The 18,972-nt window shown below is 66.7% G+C and carries 15 protein-coding genes; 9 read left to right on the top strand and 6 right to left on the bottom strand.

The window, feature by feature from the left end; genetic code table 11:
* The first annotated feature begins 240 nt into the window (after positions 1-240).
* From ACV22Z_RS00075 to ACV22Z_RS00060, 4 genes are all read left to right on the top strand, one after another.
* Positions 241-738: a hypothetical protein gene (locus ACV22Z_RS00075; RefSeq protein ID WP_448074299.1), complete on the top strand. Its 498-nt coding sequence runs from the start codon at positions 241-243 to the stop codon at positions 736-738.
* A 1,894-nt stretch (positions 739-2,632) separates the two neighbouring features.
* Positions 2,633-2,959, top strand: a complete 327-nt coding sequence (locus ACV22Z_RS00070) for a DsrE family protein (protein ID WP_448074298.1) — start codon at positions 2,633-2,635, stop codon at positions 2,957-2,959.
* A 15-nt stretch (positions 2,960-2,974) separates the two neighbouring features.
* On the top strand, positions 2,975-3,388 hold the full coding sequence (locus tag ACV22Z_RS00065) for a DsrE/DsrF/TusD sulfur relay family protein (RefSeq protein ID WP_448074297.1): 414 nt from the start codon (positions 2,975-2,977) through the stop codon (positions 3,386-3,388).
* Positions 3,389-3,398: 10 nt separating this feature from the next.
* Positions 3,399-3,779 carry a hypothetical protein gene (locus ACV22Z_RS00060; protein ID WP_448074296.1) on the top strand — a complete coding sequence of 127 codons (381 nt, stop codon included), beginning with the start codon at positions 3,399-3,401 and terminating at the stop codon, positions 3,777-3,779.
* A gap of 246 nt (positions 3,780-4,025) precedes the next feature.
* Here the strand turns inward: ACV22Z_RS00060 and ACV22Z_RS00055 are convergent, their stop codons facing one another.
* From ACV22Z_RS00055 to cobA, 6 genes are all read right to left on the bottom strand, one after another.
* The gene (locus tag ACV22Z_RS00055; RefSeq protein ID WP_448074295.1) at positions 4,026-4,724 is read right to left on the bottom strand and encodes a fumarylacetoacetate hydrolase family protein; all 699 of its coding nucleotides are present in this window, start codon (positions 4,722-4,724) and stop codon (positions 4,026-4,028) included.
* Positions 4,725-4,885: 161 nt separating this feature from the next.
* Positions 4,886-5,809 (bottom strand): helix-turn-helix transcriptional regulator, encoded by a 924-nt coding sequence (locus ACV22Z_RS00050; RefSeq protein ID WP_448074294.1) that lies wholly within the window; start codon positions 5,807-5,809, stop codon positions 4,886-4,888.
* 73 nt (positions 5,810-5,882) lie between these two features.
* Positions 5,883-6,482 (bottom strand): uracil-DNA glycosylase family protein, encoded by a 600-nt coding sequence (locus ACV22Z_RS00045; RefSeq protein ID WP_448074293.1) that lies wholly within the window; start codon positions 6,480-6,482, stop codon positions 5,883-5,885.
* Between the two features lie 163 nt (positions 6,483-6,645).
* Positions 6,646-7,692, bottom strand: coding sequence for a CmpA/NrtA family ABC transporter substrate-binding protein (locus ACV22Z_RS00040; protein ID WP_448074292.1), 1,047 nt, complete (start codon positions 7,690-7,692; stop codon positions 6,646-6,648).
* A gap of 11 nt (positions 7,693-7,703) precedes the next feature.
* Positions 7,704-8,300, bottom strand: a complete 597-nt coding sequence (locus tag ACV22Z_RS00035) for an ANTAR domain-containing response regulator (protein WP_448074291.1) — start codon at positions 8,298-8,300, stop codon at positions 7,704-7,706.
* 213 nt (positions 8,301-8,513) lie between these two features.
* Entirely contained in the window at positions 8,514-9,275 is a 762-nt protein-coding gene (cobA, locus tag ACV22Z_RS00030) for a uroporphyrinogen-III C-methyltransferase (protein ID WP_448074290.1), read from the bottom strand.
* A gap of 688 nt (positions 9,276-9,963) precedes the next feature.
* On the opposite strand from cobA, the gene ACV22Z_RS00025 reads away from it, so the two are divergent.
* The 5 genes from ACV22Z_RS00025 to ACV22Z_RS00005 all read left to right on the top strand — a co-directional run.
* Positions 9,964-11,286: an MFS transporter gene (locus ACV22Z_RS00025; protein WP_448074289.1), complete on the top strand. Its 1,323-nt coding sequence runs from the start codon at positions 9,964-9,966 to the stop codon at positions 11,284-11,286.
* 20 nt (positions 11,287-11,306) lie between these two features.
* Positions 11,307-13,859 (top strand): nitrite reductase large subunit NirB, encoded by a 2,553-nt coding sequence (gene nirB, locus ACV22Z_RS00020; protein WP_448074288.1) that lies wholly within the window; start codon positions 11,307-11,309, stop codon positions 13,857-13,859.
* A gap of 37 nt (positions 13,860-13,896) precedes the next feature.
* The gene (nirD, locus tag ACV22Z_RS00015) at positions 13,897-14,244 is read left to right on the top strand and encodes a nitrite reductase small subunit NirD (RefSeq protein ID WP_448074287.1); all 348 of its coding nucleotides are present in this window, start codon (positions 13,897-13,899) and stop codon (positions 14,242-14,244) included.
* A 28-nt stretch (positions 14,245-14,272) separates the two neighbouring features.
* Positions 14,273-18,481 (top strand): molybdopterin-dependent oxidoreductase, encoded by a 4,209-nt coding sequence (locus tag ACV22Z_RS00010; protein ID WP_448074286.1) that lies wholly within the window; start codon positions 14,273-14,275, stop codon positions 18,479-18,481.
* A 353-nt stretch (positions 18,482-18,834) separates the two neighbouring features.
* On the top strand, positions 18,835-18,972 hold a 138-nt coding region (locus tag ACV22Z_RS00005), incomplete at its 3' end, for an ESPR domain-containing protein (protein ID WP_448075122.1).

The raw sequence follows: 18,972 nt of genomic DNA, 5'->3' as shown, positions 1-18,972 counted from the left end.
TAAGGCGAATTTGGGCTTTCCGCGAGTGATAACGGCCGCTCGGAGTTTCGGACGTGGCGGCAGACGACCGGCAGCCATTGCCGAACTTCCGGGTTCGGCCAGAAGCGGTCTTCCAACAGTTGGGGCTAGATCGTTGACACCAGGGCTCCACGGACGCATGCTCCAACCCAATCGCCCGCGATGTTCCGGTGAGAACCAGCCTCGTTGCGATGTGACTGGTCCCGCGAATCGGAGGTGGCAATGGCAAAAAGTCGGAAGCTGGCCTCCCAACGACGCACTGCGATACACGCGGGATTATGGGTGCCGCTTTATTTTGCGCTCGTACCTTGGGCGTCGCTCGCATCCCCTCGGCAAGACCTCGAAGTACTGGGAAAAAGATTTCGCATTGAAATCGACAAGGCGTATCAGAAGGTTCCCCAAAGCGGCTCGACCCAAGAGATAGATAAAGCCGGGGACATTACTTGGCTCGCAGTTCGCTACATTCCGCTCGGAAGTTCATTTGACGACGCCGAAGTTATTCTTCGCGCCGCGGGATTTTCAGTCGGAGCACGGCCGGGACCAAACCAGCCGGGGAATCTACCGCATAGATATGATGTCGTTGCGAGGATAGAGCAGTACCGTACAAGCTTGCTTTTCTCGCGCACCGACGTGTCCGTATTTCTTTCGCCCAAAGCTCCCGGCGATTTTCAAGATGGTGTTTCGGCGATTTTTGCATCGTTTACGACGAGTTATTTGTAGCGAAATTACACGCATCCGGGTCGCGACGTACTGTTCAATAGTTGGTTGTGTATATCAGTTTTGCTGGCATCTAGAGACATGTCCGGCGCGAGTACGAGATTGAGGTAGTGTTTGCCGGTACGTCGTTGGGTCGCGTGCTCGCATGAAATGGAAAAGTTGCTTTGGCGAGCCATTCACGACGGCAAGCGGATGACCGCTCAGGGTTGGAAGTCGCCGGTCGGGCGTCGGAAGGCCGCGACCGGCCATGAAGAGACATTCGACGGTGCAGTATGGATTGTCGACAATCAGGCGACGTGGAGCGGATAAAATAGTGATGGCGCGCTCGCATGAAATCCACGTCTTGAAGGGCGTTAGATGCTCAATAAACTAATGAACGTTCTAACGTAGTTCGCATTAGCTTGGATACACACGACTAACAAGACAGCGCCGAGCGGATTTTTTAATGGGGTCGATAATGAAACTATGGAGACTTTGCGAGTCGATTGCCATGATAATCAGCGCAATATCGTTCTTGTCTGCGATATTCCTCTCCTATTATTTGGTGGACACGAGACCAAAGGCAATGGATGCCGGCACGGGGCGAACGTACGAACATAATGTTCACGGAAAAATTGCGTATCTAAATAAGACCGAGAAGTGTGGATTGAATACCTTGTTCTTCATTGCCGGGATTAGCGGAGTTCTTGGGTACGTGATCGATCGCAAGAAGCGGCCGTTCAGTTGATTCATTTATTCTTGACCGCGGTTGTCGTGTGAACGAGCTGGTTTGCGGTTCCGAAAAAGGTACTGGCACTCCAAAGTCTTCACCGTGCGGCAATCCAAGGAACTGGACTCGTGATAACAATTACGACCGTCGGTTTACGGGAATGGGTACGTCTGCTTCGGGTCGGTTCGAGCGGGTCGCGGATCCTGCGGCGACAACCGTCGGCTGCGGCCGACCACATCCGGCGGATGTCGGCGCCAGTTTCGGCCGTTCGCCAGACGGCTTCAGATCGTCGACACCGCCAACAGCAAACTTCCTTCGACCGGGACGACAGACGGGTGCTGGCCAAATATTAGGCTCTAATCTTCGTGAGATAAAAAACGCAGGCTCTGGCGTCAGCGGCAACTTCACCCTGTGGGCTATCAACAAGTTGACGGATTGCGTGCATTTCGCTTGCGCCCCCGATCACCGCCGCAATTTGAATTGCACGCCTGACCAAATCGGGTTGCTCGGATGCCAACGCCGCCCGCACTACAGCGCACGCTCTCTCACTGAAATCCGGGATGGTTTGCGAGAATTCTTCAACAATTTCCCGCAAGTGATCCACACCCACATAGCCCGGCGGTTCTCGTCGAGTCTGTCCCCAAGTGAATGAGTTTCCGTGCGGTCCACGTGTCGCCAGCCAGCGCCAAACCTCGTCGGTTGGATCTCCACCGAGCCTAATGATCTCATTGACGATTGTGCTATTCATAGGGATTGACCACCTAGTAAGAGCGGCAAATTATCGATGGAACCAAATGTCCGACGCTGTAAGTGTGAGGGTGAGCGGCTGCTATCGGCAAGTTCAACGGTCTCTTATGGGTCGGCTACGGACAAACACGTCAGGCGGTAGCCGGCCAGGAAGAGACCTACGCGCCTGCCGGGGAATGTCCGCTCCTCGGCCCGTACCGGCCGTAACACCCGGAGAAGCTGCCTCATTGTGCTGTGCGTCAACAACGGCGTGACCACACGCATAAGCCTTCCCGAGCTGCGACACGTAGAGTTACTTGGACTATCTGTCCGTTCTGCTATACCCAGATCATGAGCTGTGCGCGGCCCACGCGCCGCACGGCGAGTCGAGTGCCCGTTGCGACTGGCACGACACAGGGGCAACCCATCGGTGGGAACTGCTTCTTCGTGCTGGAGGCTGACATGGCAAATTACCTGTTCGTAGAATCGCGCGGTCCATATGGTGCCGGGGATACCCAGCACGTCGAGGAACTGGTCAGGGGCGTACGCCAGAGGGGCAACACGGTCACACTGTTCCTGGTTCAGAACGGCGTGCTTTCCACTCGCCCGGGGGCAAAATTCAGCGAGCGATACGCGGATCTGACGCGCAGCGGCGTCACCGTCCTTGCCGATGAATTCTCCCTGCGCGAACGGGCGATCGAACGGCTGGCGGAAGGTGTCCAGAAGGCGGACATAGGACAACTCGTGGATCTTCTCTTTGTGGCTGGGACCAAGGCCATTTGGCACTGAATCAAGGAGAACGTGATGGCTACTGGTATGAAATTGACGCTGGCACTGATGGATCCCCCGTATGAGAAGGCAGCGAGCACGACGGCGCTGCGCATTGTGGATGCCGCACTGCGACGAGGGCACGACGTAACAGTGTTCGCCTACGAAGGTGCAGTCAATCTGACCATGAAGGCGCAAGCCCCCCATGCCAATCCAGTCAAGGGCACATCCGTGGAGGAGGAGGATCACCCGACAACCAGGGAATGGGTGGCGGCCTTGTTCCAACTCGCTGCCCAGCAGGGTGTCAAGCTCGATTGGATCAACTGCGGCCTGTGTGTGGACGAACGCGGCGCAGGTGACTGGATTGAGGGTCCCCGCCGAGGCAGCCCGAAGGATTTTCTCGACTCCACGATCCAGAGCAACGCTGTGCTGGTAATCCCGACGAAATAGGAGCCGCGCCATGAAAATCCTGAGCATTGTTGAGACAGCGTACCGGGCCACCCTGGAAGAACAGGATGACACCATCCTGTGGCTGAACCATGTGCTGAAAAACGCCGGCGCGGACGTCAGCCTGCTGCTGTGCGGAAGCGCCGTGAACTACGCAGCGCGCGGGCAGGATGCCACCGGCCTCGCCTTCGGCGAGCGCCGGCAGGTCCATCCGCCGGCGCTCGATAAGGATCTGGATAAGATGATCGGCGTCGGCGTTGCCGTGTATGCGGTCACCGAGGACATGCGCGACTGTGGACTGGCAGGGGAAGATGTCATCGGCGGCCTGACGCCGCTCGCGCGTGCCGAGATCCCCGCCCTGTTCGACCGCTTCGATCAGGTCTGGCACTGGTAACGGCTCAACGCTGCACCGCAGTCTGCTGACCGGAGGGAACGCTTTGGTTTCGCTCGCAACCGTTGTGGCATGCCGTCATTGGGGCGCCCCGGCCATACACAACGGTCGCTGAGCGCCCGCTCTCGACGCTGACCACGCTGCCCCTGCTGTGCGCGCTGGATGGACGCGCGCACCGCGCGTCGCTGAACGACACGATGCCGCGCCGGATCGCCCGGCGCGGCACGCGGCGCATTCATGCGCCGACGCTCAGGGCTTCGCGCCCATCGTGAAGGAGAACTGCGCGACGCCGTCGACGCCGCCCGTCACGCGGTCGCCCGGCTGCAGCGGGCCGACGCCGGCCGGCGTGCCGGTGAAGATCAGGTCGCCGGCTTGCAGCTCGACCGAGCGCGACACGTACGCAATGATGTCCGGCACCGGCCAGATCATGTCCGCGAGATCGCCTTGCTGGCGCGGCTCGCCGTTGACCGCGAGCCAGATGCCGCCCGTGGCCGGATGGCCGGTCGCCGACACCGGCCGCAGCGCGGTCACCGGCCCCGACGCATCGAAGCCCTTCGCCCAGTCCCACGGCCGGCTCAGCTTCTTCGCTTCGGCCTGCAGGTCGCGGCGCGTCAGGTCGACGCCGACGCCGTAGCCCCACACGTGCGACAGCGCATCGGCCGGGTCGATCGACCGGCCGCCCTGGCCGATCGCGATCACGAGCTCGATCTCGTGATGGAGATCGTTGGTCAGCGGCGGATACGGGATGGTGCCGCGCGCCGGCACGACCGCGTCGGCCGGCTTCGAAAAGAAGAACGGCGGCTCGCGGTTCGGATCGGCGCCCATCTCGCGCGCATGCTCGGCATAGTTGCGGCCGACGCAGAACACGCGGCGCAGCGGAAAGCGCGCGGACGACTGCTCGACTTCGACGGAAGGACGCTCGGGAGCGTCGATGACGTATTCGGACATCGGATGGCCTCGTTCGGGTGGACAGCGGAAAGCCGGCGCAAGCGTCGCGCGGCAGCCGGCATGCGTGCAACGATACCCGACGCGCGCCGTGCCGGATGCGACGCAACTGCGTATTACCGGGACAAAACTACGTCCCGGACAAAACTGCGTCCGGGATAAAACTACGATGCGCCGCCGTCCGGCAGCGCGGCGTTCGCTTCCCGGTACGCCTTCGGCGACACGCCGACCCGCGCGCGGAACCGGCGCGCGAAATACCCCTCGTCGCGAAAGCCGACCTCGCGCGCGATCTCCGAGATACGCCGGCTCGTGTGTGCCAGCAGCGACTGCGCAAGCGCGATGCGGCGCTCGGTCACGAGATCGGTGAACGTGCTGCCGGTCTCCTTGCGGATCAGGTGCGCGAGATAGTTCGGCGACAGGAACGCGGCCTCGGCAGTGGCGGCAAGGGTCAGGTCTTCGCGGGTCAGGTTCGCGCGCACGTGGCGCAGCACGCGTGCGAGCGCGTCGCGCCGGCCCGCGCGATGCGCGCCGCGCTGCGCGAGCTTGTCGAGCGCGCCCGCGTACTGCGTGCAGACAAGCCCGATCAGCTGCAGCAGGTAGCCGCGCAGCAGCGTCGTGGTGCCGAACGTGCGCACGCGGTCGGTGTCGAGCATGCACAGCGCGAGGCGGCGCGCTTCGTCGAACGTGTCGCCGGTCAGGATGAAGTCCAGATGCTCCTGGAAGCGGAACGGCGTGAGTTCGGGGAAGCGGTGCGCGGGCACGTCCTCGAGGTCGAGCGGATCGACGTCGAGATCGGCGCGCAGGAACGCCTGGCTGAAGTTGATCACGATGAAGTGCGCGCCTTCCGGATGCGGAATCAGGTGCTCGCGGTACGGCAGCACGAACGCGAGCGCGCCGCGCGGAAACGGCCGCGTGACGCCGCCGATGCGCTGTTCGGTGTCGCCGCCGAGATTGAACTGGATCTGGAAATACGCGTGCCGGTGCGGCTCGGTGATCGCCTGGCGCGACGCCTGGTCGCGGATATAGAAATCGAGCCGGTCGCTGCGTTCGGGCATCCCGTACAGGCGCGGCGGGGCGGATGAGGACATGACGGATTCGGCCAATCGTGACGCGGATGGAGCCGCGATGGTACAGCGAACGGCGCGCGGCAGGAACCGCGCGTCAGCGCGCGAGCTGCCGCGCGACCCGCCGCCGCAATTCGGGCAGCACGTCGGTCTCGAACCATGGGTGGTGCTTGAACCAGCCCTGGTTGCGCGGCGACGGATGCGGCAGCGGCAGCACGTCAGGGCCGTATTCGCGCCACGCCTGCACGGTGTCGGTCAGCGACGCCTTGCGCGTGTCGCGCAGGAAATGCCGCTGCGCGTAGGTGCCGATCAGCAGCGTCAGCCGGATCGCGGGCAGCTCGGCGAGCAGCCGGTCGAGCCACAGCGGCGCGCACTCGGGGCGCGGCGGGTTGTCGCCGCTCGCGCCGCGGCCCGGGTAGCAGAAGCCCATCGGCACGATCGCGAAGCGCGTCGGGTCGTAGAACGTGTCCGCGTCGACGCCGAGCCATTCACGCAGCCGCTTGCCGCTCGCGTCGTCCCACGGAATGCCGCTCGCATGCACGCGGGCGCCGGGCGCCTGCCCGACGATCAGGATGCGCGCGTCGCGATGCGCGCGCAGCACGGGGCGGGGCCCAAGCGGCAGCACCGCTTCGCATGCGCGGCACGCGCGGATTTCAGTCAGCAGCGCGTCGAGCGACGCGCCGGGGCGATTGGACATCGATTTCGGTGGAGCAAGCTGGAAACGTAATGTCGCCAGCGGGTTGTCGTGTGCCGCCGCGACGCGTGGCATCGGCACGCGCACGTCATCGGACGCGCCCTTGTGGCGCGCATCGTGCGGCCATCCAGCAACGACCTGGAACGAACGCTTCCGACCCCGTCCGCTATCCGGCGAGCGCGGCGCCCGTCCCGGCGACCGCAGCATCATACAACGCCGGGTCCGCGATCGCCGCGGCGATCGCCCGGTCGTCGTGTGCGCCGGCGAGCATCCCCCAGCGCCGGTATTGCGACAGGAACCACAGGCCGTCTTCGGCGCGCGGCCGGTTCACCGTGCCGTTCGCATGGAACGCGACCGGGAGCGGCGGCGCGGCGAACGGCCCCGCGCCGTAGTCGCCGAGCAGGCGCGGCGCGATCAGCGCGGCCGGCACGCCGAGCGCCTCCGGCGATGCGAGCCAGCCGGCTGCCTCGATGCGGTGCGCAGGGCTGTCGAGCCACGCGCACGCGTCAACCAGCGTGCGGATCAGCGCCCGCGCCGTGTTCGGATACAGCGCGACCCAATCGCGCCGGCAGGCCAGCGCCTTCTCCGGATGATCGGGCCACACCTCGCTCGTCGCGGCGACCGTGCGGCCCGCGCGACACGCTTCGGCAACCGCATGCCACGGCTCGCCCGCACAGAAGCCGTCGAGCTCGCCGTTCGCGAGCGCCGCGACCATCTCCGGCGGCGGGATCACGACGCTGCGGATCGCGTGCAGCGGATCGACGCCGTGCGACGCGAGCCAGTGATAGAGCCACATTGCGTGCGTGCCGGTCGGGAAGGTCTGCGCGAACACCGGCGGGCGGCCGAGCGTCGCGAGCGCGTCCTTCAGGTTGCCGCGCGCGCGATACGCGTCGGCGAGCGGCCCCGAGAACGTGATCGCCTGGCCGTTGCGGTTCAGCACCATCAGCACGGCCATGTCGGCCTGCGGGCTCGCGATGCCGAGCTGCATGCCGCACACGAGGCCGTACAGCGCTTGGGCGGCGTCGAGTTCGCCGGACAGCAGCTTGTCGCGCACCTTGGCCCACGACGGCTCGCGGCTCAGTTCGAGCGTGAGGCCATGGCGTGCGCCGAGGCCGAGGCGCTGCGCGACGATCAGCGGGGCCGCGTCGCTCAGCGCGACGAAGCCGAGGCGGAGATGTGCGCGTTCCGGCGCGGCGGCAGGGGAAGTCGTCATGGCGATGACACTCATGGTTGCGGGTCGCCGGCGAGCACTTCGCGCGCGGCGTCGACGATGCGGATGCCCCGGTCCATCGCGCGCTTGCGCAGCGCCGCGTACGCGTCGGGTTCGGAAAGCTTGCGGTGGTCCATCAGCGTGCGCTTCGCGCGGTCGATCAGCTTGCGGTCTTCGAGCTCGCGCTCGACATCGGCGAGCCGGCGGCGCAGCGCGTCGTCATGCGAGAAGCGCGCGAGCGCCACCTCGAGGATCGGCGCGAGCCGCTCGGCCGACAGCCCTTCGACCAGATACGCGCTGACGCCCGCGCCGACCGCCGCGCGGATCAGCGTCTGGTCGGCGTCGTGGCTGAACATCAGCACCGGGCGCGGCGCGGTCGCGTTCATCACGGCGAGCTGCTCGAGCGTGTCGCGCGACGGCGATTCGGTATCGATGATCACGACGTCGGGCCGCTGCGCCTCGACGGCCGCAGGCAGCCGCGCGGGCGTCGCGACTTCGTTCAGCATCTCGTAGCCGAGGCGCGCGAGCGCGTCGCGCAGGTCGCCGATCGGCTTTTGCGTATCGGTGACGAGCAGCACGCGCAGCTTGGCGGGCGAAACGGACGCACTCATGACGCGAACGAAACAAACAGGGTGGCGGTGCCCGGCGGGGCGGTTCGTCGGCTGTCCTTCACGGACATGCGCTCGATGTCCGCCGAGGACTTCCGTCGGGCGTTGCGTGAGGCATGCCCTCGTACTTCGCGGCGCGACATCGTTCGGGCAGCCCGCAGGTGCTCGCCAATTTCACTATAGATGCGCGGCTTCGGCCGCGTCGCACGCCGCATCCTAAGCGGCCCGCGCGATCGCGTGCGCGGAGCCCGCAGCGTCGGCCAGCGCAGCCGTTTCGCCGATCGCGGCGCCGACCAGGATCACGGCCGGGCTGCCGAGGCCAGCGTCGGCGACGCCTTGCGCAAGCATGCCGAGCGTACCGGTCCAGCGGCGCTCGTCAGGCGTGCCGGCCCATTGCACGGCCGCGGCGGGCGTCGACGCCGGCAGCGCGGCGAGCAGGCCGGCCGCGATCCGCTCGATGCGGCTCATCCCCATGTAGATCGCGAGCGTCGTGCCGTTCGCGGCGAGCCGTGCCCAGTCGGGCTCGCCGTGATCCTGCAGATGCGCGGTGACGAACGTGACGCCCTGGCAATGCTCGCGATGCGTGAGCGACACGCCGAGGCCGGCCGCCGCCGCGAAACCCGACGAAATGCCGTTGACGATGTCGACCGGAATCGCCGCGTCCCGCAGCGTCTTCAGCTCCTCGCCGGCGCGGCCGAACAGCAGCGCCTCGCCGCCTTTGACGCGCACCACGTGCGCACCGCGCAGCGCGTAGCGGCGCATCAGCCGCTCGATGAACGCCTGCGGCGTCGAACGGCAGCCGCCGCGCTTGCCGACGCGCACGACGCGCGCCTGCGGCGCGAGCGTGACGATCTCCGGATTGACCAGATCGTCGAGCAGGATGACGTCGGCGGCCGCGAGCGCCTTCACGGCCTTCAGCGTGAGCAGGTCGAGATCGCCGGGGCCGGCGCCGAGCAGCGTGACCTTGCCAGTGTTCATGATGCTTGTCCTCTTGCCACGCATGCATGGCGGTCGAAATAACGGATCGGATGCGACTTGTGCCGGCTCCACTGCGCTCGCCGAAACGACAACGGCGTCCGCCCGTGCCGCCGCACGGAGGGACGCCGTTGTCCGGAAGCGTCCGTCCACGACGGGGTGGCGGGCGCGCGCTGCGGGTGCCGCACACCGGCGCCGTTGCCGGTGTCTTGTGCATGGCTACGCAATATCCGGGCCACCCGTGTGCCAGGCGGCGTCGGTGGCGTCGGTGTTCCGCCGCACGCCACGCGCGGTCGCGTTGGGCAAATACCGGCCGGCACGCGATGCATCGGTGCGATGCCGTATGCGGGTGCGCCATTCACCACGAATGTGCACTGCATTGCAGCACGGTGACAGTGCTGCATCGCACCACATCTGTGCCTCGCTGCGCCACGACGCGTCGCCGGGGCCGGGCGGAGACGTACCGCGCCGGCGCCCGAAATCGCCGCGAGCCCTTGCGTGACGGGATTTCGCACGACATGGCACGCCGCTTGCGTAGTGTGGTCCGTGCGAATCAACGGCGATTCGCTCGCAGTACCGAATACCGACACGCCCGGCAACGGGCTTCCTGGGCAACGGCGTCCTACGGATCGGGTCTCGACATGGGCGAGACCGGGTTCGCAGGACGCCGTTTTCGTTTGGTGAATGGGAAATGACCGACAAAGCTACCCGCATCGATCTCTTCAGTCTGAGCACCGCGCCGATGCGCGCGTTCCATCTGACGTGGATGGCGTTCTTCGTGTGCTTCTTCGCGTGGTTCGCGTGCGCACCGCTGATGCCGCTCATCGCGCACGAATTTCACCTGAGCGCCGCGCAGGTCGCGAACATCAACATCGCGGCGGTGGCCGCGACGATCGTCGTGCGGCTGGTTGTCGGCCCGCTGTGTGACCGCTTCGGTCCGCGTCGCGTGTATGCGGGGCTGCTCGCGATCGGCGCGATTCCGGTGATCGCAGTCGCGTTCAGCCACGACTACCTGTCGTTCCTGATCTGCCGGCTTGGCATCGGCGCGGTGGGCGCGAGCTTCGTGATCACGCAGTACCACACGTCGGTGATGTTCGCGCCGAACATCGTCGGCACCGCGAACGCGACGTCGGCCGGCTGGGGCAACGCCGGCGCGGGCGCCGCGCAGGCTTTCCTGCCGCTGCTCGCCGCTGCCGCTCTGATGCTCGGTTTCGGCGAGGCGTCCGCGTGGCGCGCCGCGCTCGTCGTGCCGGGCATCGCGATGCTCGTGATGGCGTGGGTCTACTGGCGCTATACGCAGGACTGCCCGCAAGGCGATTTCGTCGCGCTGCGCAAAGAAGGCGTGACGATCGACAGCGGCAAGAAGGGCGGCTGGGCGAGCTTTGCCGCCGCATGCGCGAACTACCGCGTGTGGATGCTGTTCGTCACGTACGGCGCGTGCTTCGGCGTCGAAGTGTTCATCCACAACGTCGCCGCGCTGTATTACGTCGACCACTTCCACCTGTCGCTGAAGGAGGCGGGCCTTGCTGCCGGCCTGTTCGGCGTGCTCGCGCTGTTCGCCCGTGCGCTCGGCGGCTGGTTGTCCGACAAGATCGCGGCGCGCCGCAGCCTCGACGTGCGCGCGACGCTGCTCTGCGCGCTGATCGTCGGCGAAGGGCTCGGGCTGATCTGGTTTTCGCACACGAACACGGTCGGGCTCGCGCTGGTCGCGATGCTGACGTTCGGCCTCTTCACGCACATGGCCTGCGGCGCGACCTACGCGCTCGTGCCGTTCATCGACCGCAAGGCGCTCGGCGGCGTCGCGGGCATCGTCGGCGCGGGCGGCAATGCAGGCGCGGTCGCGGCCGGCTTCCTGCTGAAGGGCGTCGGCGACGTGCAGCACACGCTGAGCCTGCTCGGCCTGATCGTCACCGTGTCGGCGCTCTGCGCGATGGCGGTGCGCTTCAGCGAAGAACACAAGGCCCGCGAGGCGGCGCTGCGCGAGCGCGCGCTGGCGGGCAGCATCGCAAACTGATCGTTCGGGGAAACCTCATCATGAAACTCATCGTCATCGGTCACGGCATGGTCGGCCACAAGTTGCTCGAGTGCGTCGCGGCGGACGCCGCCGGCGCGCTGCAGGTCACCGTGCTCGGCGAGGAGCCGCGCGCCGCGTACGATCGCGTGCATCTGTCGGAATTCTTCTCGGGCAAGACGGCGGACGACCTGTCGCTCGTCGCGCCGGGCTTCTTCGAGCAGAACCCGCACATCGACCTGCGCCTGAACGCACAGGTCGCGTCGATCGACCGCGATGCGCATACGGTCACGCTGACGTCCGGCGAAACGCTCGCGTACGACAAGCTCGTGCTCGCAACCGGCTCGCGGCCGTTCGTGCCGCCGGTGCCGGGCCGCGAGCGCGCGGACTGCTTCGTGTACCGCACGATCGAGGACCTCGAAGCGATGCAGGCATGCGGCGCGCGCGCGAAGCGCGGCGTCGTGATCGGCGGCGGGCTGCTCGGCCTCGAATGCGCGAAGGCGCTGCGCGACATGGGGCTCGACACGCACGTCGTCGAGTTCGCGCCGCGCCTGATGGCCGTGCAGGTCGACGAAGGCGGCGGCCGCACGCTGCGCGCGAAGATCGAAGCGCTCGGCGTGCACGTGCATACGGGCAAGAACACGCTCGAGATCGTCGACGGCGAAGAAGGCACGCACCGGATGCAGTTCGCCGACGGCACGCATCTCGACACCGACATGATCGTGTTCTCGGCCGGCATTCGCGCCCGCGACGAACTCGCGCGCGCATGCGGGCTCGAGCTTGGCCCGCGCGGCGGCGTCGCGATCGACGACAGCTGCCGCACGAGCGATGCGGACATCTACGCGATCGGCGAATGCGCGGCGTGGAACGGGACGGTGTATGGCCTCGTCGCGCCCGGCTACGACATGGCGCGTATCGTCGCGAAGCAGTTGACGGGTGAAGCGGCGGCCTTTGCCGGTGCGGACATGAGCACGAAGCTCAAGCTGATGGGCGTCGACGTCGCGAGCATCGGAGACGCGCACGGCGCGACGGCCGGCAGCCGCACCTACCAGTACGCGGACGAGCGCAAGCAGATCTACAAGAAGCTCGTCGTGTCAGAGTGCGGCAAGTTCCTGCTCGGCGCGGTGATGATCGGCGATGCGGCCGAATACGGCACGCTGCTGCAGATGATGCTGAACCGCATGGAGCTGCCCGAGTCGCCGGAATTCCTGATCCTGCCGTCGTCGGACGGCGCGGCGAAGCCCGCGCTCGGCGTCGACGCGCTGCCTGCGGCCGCGCAGATCTGCTCGTGCAACAACGTGTCGAAGTCGCAGATCTGCGCGGCGGTGTGCGACGGCGCGACGAGCATCGGCGCACTGAAGTCGTGCACGGGCGCGGGCACGTCGTGCGGCGGCTGCGTGCCGCTCGTCACGCAGATCATGAAGGCCGAGATGAAGAAAAACGGCCTCGCGGTCAACAATCATCTCTGTGAGCACTTCCCGTATTCGCGCCAGGAGCTGTTCCACCTGATTCGCGTCGAGCGCATCCAGACTTTCGGCGAACTGCTCGCGAAGCACGGCCACGGCCTCGGCTGCGACGTGTGCAAGCCGGCGGTGGCGGGCATCCTCGCATCGTGCTTCAACGAGTTCGTGCTGAAGAAGGAGCACGCGGGCCTGCAGGATTCGAACGACTACTACCTCGCGAACATTCAGCGCGACGGCACGTATTCGGTCGTGCCGCGCATGGCGGGCGGCGAAGTGACGCCCGAAGGGCTGATCGCAGTGGGCCAAGTGGCGAAGAAATACGGCCTGTACACGAAGATCACCGGCGGCCAGCGGGTCGACCTGTTCGGTGCGCGTGTCGAGCAGCTGCCGCTGATCTGGGAAGAGCTGATCGCCGCGGGCTTCGAGTCGGGCCATGCGTACGGCAAGTCCGTGCGCACCGTGAAGTCGTGCGTCGGCTCGACGTGGTGCCGCTACGGCGTCGACGATTCGGTCGGCCTCGCGATCGAGATCGAGAACCGCTACAAGGGCCTGCGCGCGCCGCACAAGCTGAAGTTCGGCGTGTCGGGCTGCACGCGCGAATGCGCGGAAGCGCAGGGCAAGGACGTCGGCATCATCGCGACCGAGAAGGGCTGGAACCTGTACGTGTGCGGCAACGGCGGGATGAAGCCGCGCCATGCGGAACTGCTTGCGGCCGACCTCGACCACGACACGCTGATCCGCTACATCGACCGCTTCCTGATGTTCTACATCCGCACCGCGGATCGGCTGCAGCGCACGAGCGTGTGGCGCGACAACCTCGAAGGCGGGCTTGACTACCTGATCGACGTGGTCGTGAATGACAGGCTCGGGCTCGCGGCCGAACTGGAAGCGGACATGCAGCATGTCGTCGATACGTACGAATGCGAGTGGAAGAAGGCCGTCACCGATCCCGAGACGCGCAAGCGCTTCCGCCACTTCGTGAACAGCGATGCGCCCGACGCGAACATCGCGTTCGTCGAGACGCGCGGCCAGATCCGCCCCGCGACGCCGGACGAGCGCGTGCGCGGCAAGCGCATCGACATCCCGGTGGTGCTCGAAACCGAGACCGCCTGAGCCATTCCTCCCGATCATCGCCAGCAAGGAGAAAGCCATGAGCAACGAACAAATCGAAGTGTCCTGGACCCCCGTGTGTGCGCTCGACGAGATCGTGCCGAACACCGGTGTGTGCGCGCTCGTCAACGGCGAGCAGGTGGCCGTGTTCCATGTCGCGCACGAGGCGGGCGGCGTGTTCGCGATCCACAACGTCGATCCGGCCTCGCAGGCGGCCGTGATGTCGCGCGGCCTCGTCGGTAACCTCGGCGAGCGGATCGTCGTCGCGTCGCCGCTGTACAAGCATCACTTCGACCTGCGCACCGGCGAATGCCTCGAAGCGCCGGATCAGTCGGTCAGCACCTACCGGTCGCGCGTGCACGACGGCGTCGTGTGGGTTGCAGCCTGACTCGCGGCCTGACGGACACGGAGCGCGCATGGCTGCCACGAACGTGAAGACGGTGTGCCCATACTGCGGCGTCGGCTGCGGGATGGTGCTGCATGTCGAGGATGGCGAGGTCGTCAAGGTATCGGGCGACCCCGACCATCCGACCAACTTCGGTCGGCTGTGCACGAAGGGTTCGTCGGCACACGTCGCGCTGCGCAAGTCGGGGCGGCTCGAAAGCGCGTTCGTGCGCCGCGCGCGCGACGAAGACCTCGTGCCGCTGCCGGCGCGCGACGCGATCGCCGAGACCGCACGCCGCCTGCGCGCGGTGCTCGACGCGCATGGCCCCGACGCGCTGTCGTTCTATGTGTCGGGGCAGATGTCGGTCGAGGCGCAGTATCTCGTGAACAAGCTCGCGAAGGGCTTCGTCGGCACCAACAACATCGAGTCGAACTCGCGCCTGTGCATGGCGAGCGCGAGCAGCGGCTACAAGCTGTCGCTCGGCGCGGACGGCCCGCCTGGCTCGTATCAGGACTTCGAGCGCGCGGACCTGTTCCTCGTGAGCGGCGCGAACATGGCGGACTGCCATCCGATCCTGTTCCTGCGGATGATGGATCGCGTGAAGGCCGGCGCGAAGCTGATCGTCGTCGATCCGCGGCGCACGGGCACGGCCGACAAGGCGGACCTGTTCCTGCAGATCCGCCCGGGCACCGATCTCGCGCTGCTGAACGGGCTGCTGCACCTGCTGCATGCGAACGGCAAGACCGACGCCGCATTCATCGCCGACTACACCGAAGGGTGGGACGCGATGCCCGCGTTCCTCGCCGACTACACGCCGGACAAGGTCGCCGAGATCACCGGCCTGGCCGTTGCCGACATCCGCCGCGCGGCGGAATGGATCGGCGACGCGCCGGAATGGACGAGCTGCTGGACGATGGGGCTCAACCAGAGCACGCATGGCGTGTGGAACACGAACGCGATCTGCAACCTGCACCTCGCGACCGGCCGGATCTGCCGGCCCGGCAGCGGCCCGTTCTCGCTGACGGGCCAGCCGAACGCGATGGGCGGGCGCGAGATGGGCTACATGGGGCCGGGGCTGCCGGGCCAGCGCTCGGTGCTGTCGGACGCGGACCGGCAGTTCGTCGAGGACTTGTGGCGCGTGCCGCGCGGCACGCTGCGCACCGACACCGGCAATGGCACGATCGACCTGTTCGAACGGATGGCGGCCGGCGACGTGAAGGCGTGCTGGATCGTCTGCACGAACCCGGTCGCGACGGTCGCGAACCGGCGGACCGTGATCGCCGGGCTGCAGGCCGCGGAACTGGTGATCGCGCAGGACGCGTTCCTCGACACCGAGACCAACCGCTATGCGGACATCCTGCTGCCGGGCGCGCTGTGGGCCGAAGGCGACGGGGTGATGATCAACTCGGAACGCAACATGACGCTGATGCGGCAGGCGATCGCTCCGCCCGGCGACGCGCTGCCGGACTGGAAGATCGTCGCGGAGGTGGCGTGCGCGATGGGCTTTGCGGATGCGTTCAGCTACGCGTCGGCGGCCGACGTGTTCGACGAGATCGTCCGCTTCACGAACCCCGCGACCGGCTACGACCTGCGCGGCGCGAGCCACGCGGCGCTCGCCGATACGCCGCTGCAGTGGCCGTGCGCGCCCGATGCGGCGCACGACCGCAACCCGATCCGCTACCTGAACGACGGCGTGAGCCAGACGCTGCGCACGGCGGCGGACGGCGGCATGCAAAACCCGCGTATCGCATTCCCGACGGCGTCCGGCAAGGCGCAGTTCTTCGCGCGGCCGCACGTCGCGCCGCACGAGCTGCCCGACGGCGAATTCCCGGTCGTGCTGAACACCGGGCGGCTGCAGCATCAGTGGCACACGATGACGAAGACGGGCAAGGTGCCGATGCTGAACAAGCTGAATCCGCGCCCGTTCGTCGAAATCCATCCGGAAGATGCGCGCGCGCTCGGCATCGCCGCGAAAGACAGCGTCGAGGTCCGCTCGCGGCGCGGGCGTGCGGTGCTGCCGGCCGTCGTGACCGATCGCGTGCAACCCGGCAACTGTTTTGCGCCGATGCACTGGAACGACGTGTACGGCGACGACCTGTGCATCAACGCGGTCACGAACGACGCGATCGACCCGGTTTCCCAGCAGCCGGAACTGAAATTCTGCGCGGTGGCGGTGAGCCGGGTCGACGCGGCCCCGCCCGAGCATGCCGCCGACGACACCCCGCAGCGCGACCCGGACGTCGCCGAGGCCGCGCCCGCGCCGGCCGCCCCATCCGGCGCGTCTGCGACACAGGAACTCGACATGGCTGACATCGACATCTTCGCCGCCGCGCTCGGGATCGCCGAGACGGCGCCGCCCGAGCTTTCCGATGCGGAGCGCCACTACGTTGCGGGCTTCGTCAGCGGGCTGCGCAGCGATGCGGGCCGCCGCGCGGGCGGCGTGCCCGTGCTGCCCGCGAGCGCGCCGCTTGCCGCGCCGACGCGTCTGTGGCTCGACGGGATGCTCGCGGGGCTGTTCAGCCGCGCGACGGCCGGCCACGCGGTGCCGGCCGCCGTGCCCGCGCCGCAAGCTGATGGCGCGGCAGCCGCCGCAGCCGCGCCGGGGGGCGTGCGGATCGTCCGCACGCGGCCGAAGGTCGTGCTGCTGTGGGCATCGCAGACGGGCAACATCGAATCGCTGACCGAGGATTACGCGACGCAGTTGATGAACGCGGGCTTCGAGATCCGCACGACCTGCATGTCCGATTACCCGATCGCGTCGCTCGCGAAGGCGCAATACGTGCTGCTGATGACGAGCACGTTCGGCGACGGCGACCCGCCCGACAACGGCCGCGACTTCTGGGACGCGCTGAAGTCCGAAGGCGCGGCGCGCCTCGACGGCGTGCATTTCGCGGTGCTCGCGTTCGGCGACCGCAACTACGACCAGTTCTGCGGCCACGGGCGCCAGCTCGACGCACGGTTCGCCGAACTCGGCGCGACGCGGCTGTCGCCACGCGTCGATTGCGACGTCGAATTCCAGGCCGACGCGGACCGCTGGCTCGAACGCATCGTCGCGCGGATCAAGGAAGAGGACGCGGCGCTGCACGCGGTGCCGGCGGACGGGATGATCCCGCCGGGCGCATTGCCGACGAAGGCGCATCCGGCGCCGTCGCGGCTCGTCGCGAACCTGCGGCTCAATCATCCGGGGGCGGCGAAGGACACGCGCTACGTGTCGCTGTCGACCGAAGGCGCGAACCTCGAATACGAGACCGGCGACGCGCTCGGCGTGTGGCCGACCAACTGCCCGGCGCTCGTCGACGAGCTGCTCGACATCACCGCGCTGAAAGCCGACACGCCGGTGACGGTGCCGGGCGTCGGCGACGTGCGGCTCGGCGATGCCCTCGCACGTCACCTCGACATCACGCGCCCGCATCCGGACGCGCTCGCGTTCATCGCCGCGCGCAGTTCGAACGGCGCGCTGAAGGCGCTGCTCGGCGACGAGCGCAAGACCGACCTGAAGAACTGGCTGTGGGGCCAGCAGCTTGCCGACGTGCTGCACGAGTACCCGGTCGAACTGTCGGGCGCGGACCTCGTCGGCATGCTGAAGCGGATGCAGCCGCGCCTCTACTCGATCGCATCGAGCCCGAACGCGCATCGCGGCGAGATCCACCTGACGGTGTCCGCCGTGCGCTATCACAACGGCCGCCGCGCGCGCAAAGGCGTCGCGTCGACGTTCCTCGCGGATCGCGCGGACGACGGCCGCGTGCCGGTGTTCGTGCAGAAGTCCGCGCATTTCCGGCCGCCGGCGAGCGGCGATGTGCCGATCGTGATGGTCGGGCCTGGCACGGGTATCGCGCCGTTTCGCGGCTTCCTGCACGAGCGCGAAGCGCGCGGCGCGCGTGGCCGCAACTGGCTGTTCTTCGGCGAGCAGCACGCGCAGACCGACTTCTACTATCGCGACGAGCTTGCCACGATGCGCGACAGCGGCTTTCTGACGCGGCTCGATCTCGCGTTCTCGCGGGATCAGGCGGAGAAGGTGTACGTGCAGGACCGGATGCGCGAGCAGGGCGCCGAGCTGTTCGCGTGGCTGGAGGAGGGCGCGCATTTCTATGTGTGTGGCGATGCGTCCAGGATGGCGAAGGACGTCGATGCCGCGCTGAAATCGGTGGTCGCCGTGCACGGCGGGATGTCGGAGGACAAGGCCGGCGAGTATGTCGCGCGGCTCGCGAAGGAGCGGAGGTACGTGCGGGATGTGTATTGAGCGGCGCTCTTCGCCAGCGTGTGTTCCGTTGTTGCTGTCACTTCATGCTTGAGCGAGCCTTCCGCAACATTTTGTGACTATTTCTTGATAGTCGGAATGCGGTGCGATATCGGGGCGATTTGCATCTGAAGTAAAAGCGACCGGGATGAAATGACGATAAATCCAGGTTGGTTGGCGCCCTGAAGCAGCGGATTTTCCGGGAATTCAGGAGTGCAATAGGACTGGTCCTAAAGATCTTCTTTTCGCAAGATGCAAGGAGTTTGGTGCTTGGCAATTTCTGACGATTGCCATGTGGTTTTCTGACGGTGTGGTTGCTATCGTTCGTCGTTCTGAAAGAAACGCCGGTAAGAACGATGAACAACAAGACCTACCGTCTGGTGTATTCCAGACTCCGGGGAATGGTGGTGGCGGTCGAAGAGACAGCGACTGCCGCGGGGAAAACGGCATCCGGCGAGGGCCGTGCCGGCCGCCGTGCGATCGGCGGTTCGGGC

Source organism: Burkholderia sp. PU8-34 (genome assembly GCF_053427725.1).
This window is presented reverse-complemented; position numbering and strand designations above follow the sequence as displayed.